We start from the raw sequence: 10,592 nt of genomic DNA, 5'->3' as shown, positions 1-10,592 counted from the left end.
CTGCGGTGGGGGTGGAGCGGGCCGGGGCCCGCACTCAGAACAGCAGCCAGCGCAGCGGCGTGAGCAGCCACTCGATGGCTTGGGCGGTGATCTGCATGAGCGGGCGCAGCCACAGGGTGCTGACCACGCCGGTCACGACCAGCGCCAGGACGATGAAAAAGCCATACGGCTCGACGCGCGACAGCGTCATGGCCGGGCGCATGGGCAGCAGGCCGACCAGGATGCGCCCGCCGTCCAGCGGCGGCAGCGGGAACAGGTTGAAGGCGAACATCACCAGATTGACCAGGACGCCTGCGCGGGCCATGCCGTTGAAGAAGGGCTCCTGCACGTCCAGTGCGACGAGCAAATAGCCCGCAGCGGCCCAGGCAATGGCCTGCGCCAGATTGGCCGCCGGGCCCGCCAGAGCCACCCAGACCGTGTCGCGCTTGGGGTGGCGCAATCGACCGAAGTTGACCGGCACCGGCTTGGCATACCCGAACAGAAAGGCCCCAGCCGTGGCGAAGTACAGCAGCAGCGGCATGGCGATGGTGCCGATCGGATCGATGTGCCGCATGGGGTTGAGCGTGATGCGGCCCAGCCGCTCGGCCGTCGAGTCGCCAAAATGGCGCGCGGCGTAGCCGTGCGCGGCTTCGTGCACGGTGATGGCAAATAGCACCGGCAGCGCGTAGATTGCGACGGTCTGGATGATCTGGGCCAGGTCCATGACGGGATTGTCGCAGGTGGCGCGGGTGCGGGCCTTACAGGCCCAGCGGTGCGAGCGGTCCGCGCCCGATGCGCAGCACCTCGGGGTCGCCGCCGGTGCCCATGGGCGTCAGATCGACGACGGTGGTCGGCTCCAGCGGGCAGGCGCCGGCGTCGATGACGGCGGCCACGGCGTGTTCCAGCCGTTCGCGGATGGTGTGCGCATCGTTCAACGGCCCCTCGTCGCCCGGTAGGATCAGCGTGGTGCCAAGCAGGGGGGCGCCGTGCAGGGCCAGCAGTTCGCGCAGGGCGCGGTGTTCGGGCACGCGCAGGCCGATGGTCTTGCGCGAGGGGTGGCTGACGCGGCGCGGGACTTCCTTGCTAGCCTCCAGGATGAAGGTGTACGGTCCCGGGGTGGCGGCCTTGAGCAGCCGGTACTGGCGGTTGTCCACGCGCGCATAGGCGGCCAGCTCGGACAGGTCGCGGCACAGCAGCGTTAGGTGGTGGCGCTCGTCCACATCGCGGATGCGCCGCAGCCGCTCCACGGCTGCCTTGTCGTCCAGGTGGCACACCAGGGCGTAGCTGGAGTCCGTGGGTACGGCCAGCACGGCGCCGCCTTGCAGGGCCTGGACCGCCTGGCGCAGCAGGCGGGCTTGCGGGTTGTCCGGGTGGACTTCGAAAAACTGGGCCATGCGCGTCGTCCCCGGCGTCAGTGCCGGATGCGGTGGGCCAGCAGCTCCCACACGGGGGTCAGTCGACCGTCCAGGTAGGGCAGGGCGCCCAGGTCGGTGTGCGATTCGTCGGGGCTGTGGAAGTCGCTGCCGCGCGAGGCGGCCAGCCCGAACTCCAGGGCCATGTCGGCATAGCGCACGGCCTCGGCGCTGCTGTGGCTGCCGGTGACCACCTCTACCGCCCGGCCGCCGTGCGCCGCGAATTCGGCGAACAGCGCGTACTCTTGCGTCGGGTTGGGGTGGGCATAGCGCGCCGGATGGGCGATGACGGCGATGCCGCCGGCCTGGGTGATCCAGCGCACGGCGTCGCCCAGCGTGGCCCAGCGGTGTTCGACGTGGCCGGGTTTGCCCTCGGTCAGAAAGCGCCGAAACACCTCGTGCGTGTCGTGGCAGACGCCCGTCTCGACCAGGAACCGCGCAAAGTGCGTGCGCGAGATGAGCTCTGGATTGCCCACGTACTTGAGCGCGCCTTCGAAGGCGCCCCGGATGCCGACGGCGGCGAGCTGATCCGCCATCTCGCGCGCGCGCCGCTCGCGCCCGGCGCGCGTGTGCGCAAGGCCCTGCACGAGCTGGGGATCGTCCGGGTCCACCCCCAGGCCAACGATGTGCACCGTCAGGCCGGCGAAGGTGACCGAAATTTCCACACCGCTCAGATAGGGCAGGCCGAGCGCCTGGGCCGCCGCTGCAGCCCGGTGCTGACCGCCGACTTCGTCGTGGTCGGTCAGCGCCCACAGCTCCACCCCGTTGGCTTTGGCGCGCTCGGCCAGCGCCTCAGGCGCGAGCGTGCCGTCGGAAACCGTGGAGTGGCAGTGCAGATCGGCGTTCAGGATGGTCATGTCGGGCCATTGTAGGCGCGCGGCTACACTCGCGCCGTGTCGTTGTTCAAATCCGCTTCGATCGTCTCGCTGCTGACGCTGGCGTCGCGCATCACCGGCCTGGTGCGGGAGCTGCTGATCGCCGCCACCTTCGGGGCCAGCGCGCTGACCGACGCCTTCAATGTCGCGTTTCGCATCCCCAATCTGCTGCGCCGCTTGTTTGCCGAGGGGGCGTTTTCGCAGGCATTCGTGCCGGTGCTGGCCGCCACGCGCGAGACGGATGGCGACGCCGCCACGCGCGAGCTGATCGACCGCGTGGCGACGCTGCTGGTCGCGGCGCTGCTGCTGACGTGCGTGGTCGGGGTGGTCGGCGCCCCGCTGCTCGTGTGGGCGATGGCGGCGGGCTTGCAGCAAAACCCGCACGGTTTCGACGTGGCCGTGGTGCTGACGCGCTGGATGTTCCCCTACATCGGCTTCATGTCGCTGGTGGCGCTGAGCGCCGGCATCCTCAACACCTGGCGGCGCTTTGCGGTGCCGGCCGCGACCCCGGTGCTGCTCAACGTGGCCATGATCGCCGCGGCATGGTGGGGGGCGCCGGCGCTGGGGCGCTGGGGCCTGGAGCCCATCTATGCCCTGGCCGGTGGCGTGATGCTAGGGGGTGTGCTGCAGCTGGGGGTGCAGATTCCCGCGCTGGCGCGGCTGGGGCTGCTGCCCCGTGTGCGGTTGACCCGCGCAGGGCTGCGCGCCGGCTGGCAGCACCCGGGCACGCGCCGCATCCTGACGCTGATGGGGCCGGCCCTGCTGGGGGTGAGCGTAGCCCAGGTGTCCCTGCTGATCAACACCCAGATCGCGTCGCATCTGGCCACGGGCAGCGTGTCGTGGCTGACCTATGCCGACCGGTTGATGGAATTTCCTACGGCGCTGCTGGGGGTGGCGCTGGGGGTGGTGCTGTTGCCGCAGTTGGCGGCGGCGCAGGCCGCGGGGGATGGGGATCGGTACAGCCGCCTGCTCGACTGGGGGTTGCGCTGGGTGGTGCTGCTGGCCGTGCCCAGCGCCGTCGGGTTGCTGGTGTTTGCCCAGCCGCTCGTGGCGGTGCTGTACCACTACGGTGCTTTCACGGCGGCCGATGTGCGGCAGACCGCGCTGGCGCTCACGGGTTATGGCGTGGGTCTGCTCGGGCTGATCGCCATCAAGGTGCTGGCGCCGGGTTTCTATGCCCGGCAAGACATCCGCACGCCAGTGCGCATTGCCGTGGTGGTGTTGATCGCCACCCAGGTGATGAATGCGGTGCTGGTGCCGCATCTGGCCCACGCGGGGCTGGCGCTGGCGATTGGGCTGGGGGCGCTGCTCAATGCTGGGTGGCTGCTGACCGGGCTGGTGCGGCGGCGGGCCTATGTGCCGCAGCCGGGGTGGGGCCGTTTTGCCCTGCAGGTGCTGGCCGCCGCCGTGGTGCTGGCGGTGTACCTGCTGTGGCTGGCGCAGGCGTATGACTGGACCCACCCCGACGGTCGCGCATTGCGCGCGGCGGTACTGACCGCCGGCGTGCTGGGGGCCGGTGCAGCCTATTTTGGGGTGTTGGCCCTGGCTGGTTTGCCGTTGCGCCAGTTTGTGCGAAAGTAATGGCATGAACTGGGCCGCGCGGGCACCTTCTTCGCTCGATTACTTCGCCTCTCTGGTGGCGCAGGACGAGGGGTTTCCGTTGTTGGAGGCCACAGCCGCCGTTGCTTTGGATGAGTATCCCGATCTCGACGTCCAGGCGGTGCTCGACGGGGTGGACCGGCTGCTCGAGCGGCTGCGCCGGCGCCTGCCGGCGGATGCGGGGCACCTGCACCGGTTGCGTGTGCTCAACCAGTTTTTCTTTCACGACCTGGGTTTTGGCGGCAACGTCAACGACTATTACGACCCGGAAAACAGCTATCTGCACACGGTGCTGCGCACCCGGCGGGGCATCCCGATCAGCCTGGCGGTGATCTGGCTGGAGCTGGCGCAGGGCATCCGTTTGCGCGCGGCTGGGGTCAACTTCCCCGGGCATTTTCTGGTCAAGGTCAATCTGCCGCAGGGGCAGGTGATCCTGGATCCGTTCACCGGCCACTCCCTCAGCCGCGAGGATCTGGCCGAGCGGCTGGAGCCCTACAAGCGCCGAAACGGGCTGGTGGACGACTTCGATGTGCCGGTGGGCCTGTATCTGCAGGCCGCGGCGCCGCGCGACATCGTGGCGCGGGTGCTGCGCAACCTGAAGGAGATCCACCGCGCGCAGGAGGATTGGCAACGGCTGATCCCCGTGCTCGACCGCCTGATCGTGCTGCTGCCCGAGGCCTGGACCGAGGTGCGCGATCGCGGGCTGGCCTGGGCCGAACTGGGGCAGCCCAGCCGGGCGCTGCTGGATCTGGAGGCGTATCTGGCCCATGCCGACGATCTGCTGGAAGCGGATGCGATCGCTCAGCGCGTGCGCGAGCTGCGCGGCGGGGCGGCCTGACGGCGAGGGGTTGGAGGATGGATGGGGAGGCGGCGGCCCCCCGCGGACGCTGGGCCCGTCAGCGCACGACGACGGCGGCACCGTCGCCGCGTGGCGCGATGGTGCCGATGGGATAGACCGTCTCGCCCTGCGCGCGCAGGGTTCCCGCCGTGGCGTCGGCGTGATCGGCCGCGACCACCACCACCATGCCGATGCCGTTGTTGAAGGTGCGGTTCATCTCGTGGTCGTCGATGCCGGCGGTGCGCTGCAGCCAGCCAAACAGCTCACTCTGCGGCCAGCTGCCCTTGACCAGGTGCGCCGCCAGCCCCTCGGGCAGCACACGCGGGATGTTTTCCAGCAGGCCGCCGCCGGTGATGTGCGCCAGCGCCTTGATCGGGTGTTGCTGCAGCGCGGCGAGCACGGGTTTGACGTACAGCCGGGTCGGGGCCATGATGGCCTCGCGCAGCGGCCGGCCGTCCAGCGCGGCCGGCAGGTTGGCGCCGGCGCGCTCCAGGCATTTGCGCACCAGGCTGAAGCCGTTGGAGTGCACGCCGTTGGAGGCCAGGCCCAGCACCACGTCGCCGGCGCGCACGTCGGCGCCGGTGAGGATGCGCGACTTTTCCACCACGCCGACGCAGAACCCCGCCAGGTCGTACTCGCCGGGCGGGTACATGCCGGGCATCTCGGCGGTCTCGCCGCCGATCAGCGCGCAGCCGGACGCCTCGCAGCCGCGGGCGATGCCGGCCACCACGCGCGCGGCGGTGTCGACGTCGAGCTTGCCGCAGGCGAAGTAGTCGAGGAAGAACAGCGGCTCGGCCCCCTGCACCAGCACGTCGTTGACGCTCATCGCCACGAGGTCGATGCCGACGCCGTCGTGCATGTCCCACTCGAAGGCGAGCTTGAGCTTGGTGCCGACGCCATCGGTGCCGCTGACCAGCACCGGCTCGCGGTAGCGCTTGGGGACCTCGAACAGCGCGCCGAAGCCGCCGATGCCGGCCAGCACCCCCTCGCGCAGCGTGCGGCGGGCCAGCGGCTTGATGCGCTCGACGAGCGCGTCGCCGGCGTCGATGTCCACGCCGGCGTCTTTGTAGGAGAGGGGTGTCGTGTTCATGGGGTCGGTAGAATCCCCGCGATTGTACGGGTGCCCCGGTCGGCCGCGATGGGGGCGTTTGCCCGCCGCCGTGACCGCCCCGATGCTGCTGACCGATTCCCAACGACAGGTTCTGCTGTGGCTGGCCCTGGCCGTCGCCGGCTGGTGGGGGGTGTCGCTGCTCGCGCCGGTGTTGTTGCCGTTCGTGGTCGCGGCGGTGTTGGCCTACGCGCTGCGGCCGGTGGTGGTGTGGCTGGCCGCGCGCCGGGTGCCGCAGTGGCTGGGCGCCGGCCTGGCCATCGCCCTGCTGATGCTGGTGCTGTTGGCGGTGGTGCTGATCATCGTGCCGGTCGTCACCCAGCAGTGGCCCTTGCTGCGCGAGCAGATTCCTCCGCTGCTGGAGCGGCTCAACGCCTGGCTGGTGCCGCTGGCGCAGCGCCACGGGTTCGACATCGCCATCGACGTGGAGGGTGTGCGTGCGCTGCTGCGGCGCCTGATCAGCGGTCACGAAGGGCAGTTGCTGGACCATGTGCTGGCGTCGCTGCGCATCGGCGGGAGCGCAATGCTCGCGGTGCTGGGCAATTTGGTGTTGATGCCGGTGGTGGCCTACTACCTGCTGCTCGACTGGGATGCGGTGGTGACGCGCTGCCGGGCGCTGGTGCCGCCGCCGTGGCGCCCGGCCGTCGGGCGGTTTTTGGCCGAGGCCGATGCTGTCCTGGGACAGTACCTGCGCGGTCAGTTGCTGGTCATGGGGGCGCTGGCTGTGTTCTACGCCGTCGCCCTGGCGCTGGTGGGTCTCAAGCTCGCGGTGCCCATCGGGGTCTTCACGGGGCTGGCGGTGTTCGTGCCGTATCTGGGCTTTGGGCTGGGGCTGGTGCTGGCCCTGCTCGCGGCGCTGTTGCAGTTTCAGAGCCTGCTGGGCGTGCTGCTGGTCGCGGCGGTGTACGGGGCGGGGCAGGTGATCGAGAGCTTTTTTCTCACCCCCCGGCTGGTTGGCGAGCGTATCGGGCTGCACCCCATCGGTGTCATCTTTGCTCTCATGGCGTTTGGGCACCTGTTTGGTTTCGTGGGCGTGCTGATCGCGCTGCCCGCATCGGCGGTGCTGCTGGTGGCCGTGCGGCGCGTGCAGGGCTTGTACGTCAGCAGCCCGTTGTACCGCCCGCGCGACGCGGCGCGCTCGCCGGAGGAGGACTGAGTGGAGCAGCTCGTCCTCGACCTGGGGCTGGCGCCCATGCCGACCCTGGCCAACTTCGTGCCCGATGGCAACGAGCCGGCCTGGGAGCACCTGCGGCTGTGGGTTCAGGCGCAGCCGCGCCCGCCGCTGCCCATTTACTGTTGGGGGCCGCCTGGCAGCGGCAAGACGCACCTGCTGCGTGCCGTGGCCCAGTCGCTGCTGGGGCAGGGCGAGTCGGTGGGCTGGCTGGGGGCCGAGGTGACCCGCCCGGCGCCTTTCGACGAACGCTGGGCGGCCGTGCTGCTGGACGATGTGCAGCTCTACACGGCTGCTCAGCAGGCTGCGGCCTTCAATTGGTTCGTCAACGCCCAGTCCCCGGCGGTCGGGCCGCAGCGTGCGGTGCTGGCGTGCGGCGATCGCCCCCCGGCCGATCTGCCGCTGCGCGAGGATTTGCGCAGTCGCCTGGGCTGGGGCCATGTGTTTCAATTGCGACCGCTGGACGAGCCGGCGCGCCGCGCCGTGCTGCGTCGCGCAGCCGATGCCCGGGGCATCGCGTTGTCTGACGAGGTCATGGACTTCATGCTCAACCGCTTTGCGCGCGATCTGTCCAGCCTGATGGCGCTGCTGGACCGGCTGGATGGCTATGCGCTGCGCACCCAGCGCGCCATCACCATCCCGCTGGTGCGGGCGATGCTCGCCGCCGAGTGAGTGCGTATCGACCGTGCATTGACCGCCAAATGACGCCGATGGATTGCCCCGCTACGATGACCCCGACCGCCGTACCCGTGTCGTCACCCGCTGCGCCCCCTCTACAGAGGACGGAGGCGCGGGTGGGCGTCGCCCTGTTCGACCTGGACCACACGCTGCTGCCGCTCGATTCGGACTACGCCTGGGGCGAGTTCACCACCCGCATCGGGTGGACCGATCCGGTGGACTTTGCGCGGCGCAACGATGCCTTTTTTGCCGATTACCAAGCGGGCCGGCTGGATGTGCATGCCTATGTGCGCTTTGCCACCGACGCGGTGCGCGTGCGCGGCCCGCAGGCGGCCGCCGAGGCGCATGCGCGCTTCATGGCCGAGGTGATCGAGCCGGCGATCCGGCCCGCTGCTCGCGCCTTGCTGGCCGCGCACCGTGAGCGTGGCGACCGGGTGGCCATCGTCACCGCCACCAACGAGTTCGTCACCCGGCCGATTGCCCACGCGCTGGGGGTCGAGACGCTGATCGCCGTGGAGCTGGAGCGCGGCCCCGACGGCTGGATCACCGGGGCCATCCGCGGTCTGCCCTCGTTTCGCGAGGGCAAGGTCACGCGCGTGGCGCAGTGGCTGGCGGCCCAGGGGCTGGACTGGGACGGCGTGCATGTGACCTTTTATTCCGACTCCACCAACGACCTGCCCCTGCTGGAGCGCGCCGACGTGCCGGTCGCCACCAATCCGGGGGCGGGGTTGCGTCAACTGGCGCGCGAGCGAGGCTGGCGTATCCTGGATCTGTTTGACCCTCTCCCATGATCAAGACGCTGATCGACAAACTGCTGGGCAAGACGGTGCGCCCCACCTTGCGCCGGTCCCGCTTTGGCAAGCGCGAGGACGTGCCGGTGTCTGTGCACGGCATCGACCCCTCGCTGGTCGATGGCCGGGCGCTGGACGTGGTGCACACCCTCAAACGCGCGGGCTACGAGGCCTACATCGTGGGCGGCGCGGTGCGCGACCTGCTGCTGGGTTTGCGGCCGAAGGACTTCGACGTTGCCACCAACGCCACGCCGGAGCAGGTCAAGGCGCTGTTTCGGCGCGCCTTCATCATCGGGCGGCGTTTTCGCATCGTGCATGTGGTGTTCGGCCGCGGGCGCGAGCACGAGGTCATCGAGGTTTCGACCTTCCGGGCTTACCTGGATTCGGCGGCGGCCGAGCCCGTGGTGGGGGATGAGCGCTCCAAACGCGCCCTGGCCGGGGTGTCGCTGGCGGTGGACGCCAGCGGCCGCGTGCTGCGCGACAACGTCTGGGGGCCGATCGAGCAGGACGCGGCGCGGCGCGACTTCACCATCAACGCCATGTACTACGACCCGGAGACCGAAACCGTGGTCGATTTCCACCAGGGCATTCGCGACGCCCGCAAGCGTGTGCTGCGCATGATCGGGGACCCGCCCACCCGCTACCGCGAGGATCCGGTGCGCATCATTCGCGCCGTGCGTTTTGCGGCCAAGCTCAGCGGCTTGGGCTTCAAGCTCGACGACAAAACCCGCGCGCCCATGGCGGCGCACCTGCCGCTGCTGGCCGACGTGCCGCCCAGCCGGCTGTTCGACGAGATGCTCAAGCTCCTGCAGACCGGGCACGCCATCGCCAGTGTGGAGGCGCTGCGCGCCAACGGGCTGGCGCGCGGCATCTACCCGCTGCTGGATGTGGTGGTCGAGCGGGGGGAGGATCCCTTCGTGCGCGCGGCGCTGCAGGACACCGACCGCCGCGTGGCCGAGGGCAAGCCGGTGGCACCGAGCTTTTTGCTCGCCTGCGTGCTGTGGCAGGACGTGCGCACGGCCTGGCAGCGTCGCCTGGGCGAGGGGGTGCCGCCGTTTCCGGCCCTGGCCGAGGCGGTGGACGAGGTGTTCGAGTCGCGCATCGGCGATGTCTCCGGCCGCGGCAAGCTCGGCGCCGACATGCGCGAGATCTGGATGATGCAGCCGCGTTTCGACAAGCGCACGGGGCAGAGTCCCTTCACGTTGGTCGAGCAGCCGCGCTTTCGGGCCGGCTTCGATTTTCTGCGCCTGCGTGCGCAGGTGGGCGAGGTGGAGGAAGAACTCTCGCACTGGTGGGAGACCTTCAGCCTGGCGGGCGAAGCCGTGCGGCGCGACATGGTGGAGGCCGTCCGGCTGGAGCAGCAGCGCGCCAAAGCGCCCGGCAAAACCCCGCGCAGCCGCCGCCGGCGCGCCGACGACCCCACCGGGGACGAGGCCATGGCGCCCGCCGCACCCGCCGTACCGGAGGCGGTGGCGCCGACCCCGGACGGTCCGGATGGCGAGGCGCCAGGCCCGGCCGCGCCGCGCAAGCGCCGCCGGCGCCGGCGCAAGCCCGCTGGCGGCGGGGAGGGTGGGGGCGCCCTGGCTGATGGCGGGGCACCCGATGCGTGACGCCGTCACGGCCTACATTGGCATCGGCGCCAACCTGGGCGACGCCCCAGCCCAGGTGCGGGCCGCGCTGCAGTGGCTGGATGAGCTGCCGCAGACACGGCGCTGCGCCGCTTCGGGCCTGTGGCGCACGGCGCCAGTGGATGCCGACGGGCCGGACTACTGCAACGCGGTCGCCGCGGTGTCCACCCATCTGAGCGCCCCCGCGCTGTTGCAGGCGCTGCACGCGCTGGAGGCCCGTGCCGGCCGCGAGCGACCGTATCGCAATGCCCCGCGCACGCTGGATCTGGACCTGCTGCTCTACGGCAGCGCGCGCATCCAATCCCCGCACCTTACCGTGCCCCACCCGCGCATGGGGCAGCGCGCTTTCGTGCTGATGCCGCTGGCACAGATTGCACCCGACCGGGTGCCGGCTGATGCGCTGACGACGGTGGCGGGCCAGGCCATCGAGCCGATAGCCCTGCCGTTCTGATCTTTCGACAGCGGACGACACACTCTGTCATGAGCACACCCAGTGCGCCGATTGGGCCACCC

General features: G+C 70.4%; 11 protein-coding genes. 7 read left to right on the top strand and 4 right to left on the bottom strand.

Going from position 1 to position 10,592, the window contains the following annotated elements; all coding sequences use genetic code 11:
• Nucleotides 1–34: 34 nt before the first annotated feature.
• The 3 genes from V7026_RS03540 to V7026_RS03530 are packed head-to-tail and all read right to left on the bottom strand — an operon-like array spanning nucleotide 35 to nucleotide 2,248.
• Nucleotides 35–703 (bottom strand): site-2 protease family protein, encoded by a 669-nt coding sequence (locus V7026_RS03540; RefSeq protein WP_334153905.1) that lies wholly within the window; start codon nucleotides 701–703, stop codon nucleotides 35–37.
• A gap of 34 nt (nucleotides 704–737) precedes the next feature.
• Nucleotides 738–1,373: an L-threonylcarbamoyladenylate synthase gene (locus tag V7026_RS03535; RefSeq protein WP_334153904.1), complete on the bottom strand. Its 636-nt coding sequence runs from the start codon at nucleotides 1,371–1,373 to the stop codon at nucleotides 738–740.
• Between the two features lie 17 nt (nucleotides 1,374–1,390).
• On the bottom strand, nucleotides 1,391–2,248 hold the full coding sequence (locus V7026_RS03530; RefSeq protein ID WP_334153903.1) for a 3',5'-nucleoside bisphosphate phosphatase: 858 nt from the start codon (nucleotides 2,246–2,248) through the stop codon (nucleotides 1,391–1,393).
• Nucleotides 2,249–2,284: 36 nt separating this feature from the next.
• Between V7026_RS03530 and murJ the strand changes: the two genes are divergently transcribed.
• Both murJ and V7026_RS03520 read left to right on the top strand, forming a co-directional pair.
• The gene (gene murJ, locus V7026_RS03525) at nucleotides 2,285–3,847 is read left to right on the top strand and encodes a murein biosynthesis integral membrane protein MurJ (RefSeq protein WP_334153902.1); all 1,563 of its coding nucleotides are present in this window, start codon (nucleotides 2,285–2,287) and stop codon (nucleotides 3,845–3,847) included.
• Nucleotides 3,848–3,851: 4 nt separating this feature from the next.
• On the top strand, nucleotides 3,852–4,703 hold the full coding sequence (locus V7026_RS03520) for a SirB1 family protein (protein WP_334153901.1): 852 nt from the start codon (nucleotides 3,852–3,854) through the stop codon (nucleotides 4,701–4,703).
• Nucleotides 4,704–4,761: 58 nt separating this feature from the next.
• On the opposite strand, the gene purM is transcribed toward V7026_RS03520, so the two are convergent.
• On the bottom strand, nucleotides 4,762–5,793 hold the full coding sequence (gene purM, locus V7026_RS03515) for a phosphoribosylformylglycinamidine cyclo-ligase (protein ID WP_334153900.1): 1,032 nt from the start codon (nucleotides 5,791–5,793) through the stop codon (nucleotides 4,762–4,764).
• A 70-nt stretch (nucleotides 5,794–5,863) separates the two neighbouring features.
• Between purM and V7026_RS03510 the strand changes: the two genes are divergently transcribed.
• From V7026_RS03510 to folK, 5 genes are all read left to right on the top strand, one after another.
• The gene (locus tag V7026_RS03510; RefSeq protein ID WP_334153899.1) at nucleotides 5,864–6,967 is read left to right on the top strand and encodes an AI-2E family transporter; all 1,104 of its coding nucleotides are present in this window, start codon (nucleotides 5,864–5,866) and stop codon (nucleotides 6,965–6,967) included.
• A complete protein-coding gene (hda, locus tag V7026_RS03505) occupies nucleotides 6,968–7,654 on the top strand; it encodes a DnaA regulatory inactivator Hda (RefSeq protein ID WP_334153898.1) in 687 nt (228 codons plus the stop codon).
• Nucleotides 7,655–7,776: 122 nt separating this feature from the next.
• Nucleotides 7,777–8,451, top strand: coding sequence for an HAD family hydrolase (locus V7026_RS03500; RefSeq protein ID WP_334153897.1), 675 nt, complete (start codon nucleotides 7,777–7,779; stop codon nucleotides 8,449–8,451).
• A complete protein-coding gene (gene pcnB / locus V7026_RS03495; protein ID WP_334153896.1) occupies nucleotides 8,448–10,061 on the top strand; it encodes a polynucleotide adenylyltransferase PcnB in 1,614 nt (537 codons plus the stop codon). Before V7026_RS03500 ends, pcnB begins: the two co-directional genes overlap by 4 nt.
• Nucleotides 10,054–10,530, top strand: a complete 477-nt coding sequence (folK, locus tag V7026_RS03490) for a 2-amino-4-hydroxy-6-hydroxymethyldihydropteridine diphosphokinase (protein ID WP_334153895.1) — start codon at nucleotides 10,054–10,056, stop codon at nucleotides 10,528–10,530. The genes pcnB and folK overlap by 8 nt, the downstream gene beginning before the upstream one ends.
• Nucleotides 10,531–10,592: the final 62 nt, after the last annotated feature.

The sequence above is a fragment of the Tepidimonas sp. genome, assembly GCF_036825565.1.
GTDB lineage: Bacteria > Pseudomonadota > Gammaproteobacteria > Burkholderiales > Burkholderiaceae_C > Tepidimonas.
The sequence above is the reverse complement of the archived record's forward strand: the minus strand, read 5'-3'. Positions and strand labels throughout refer to the sequence as shown.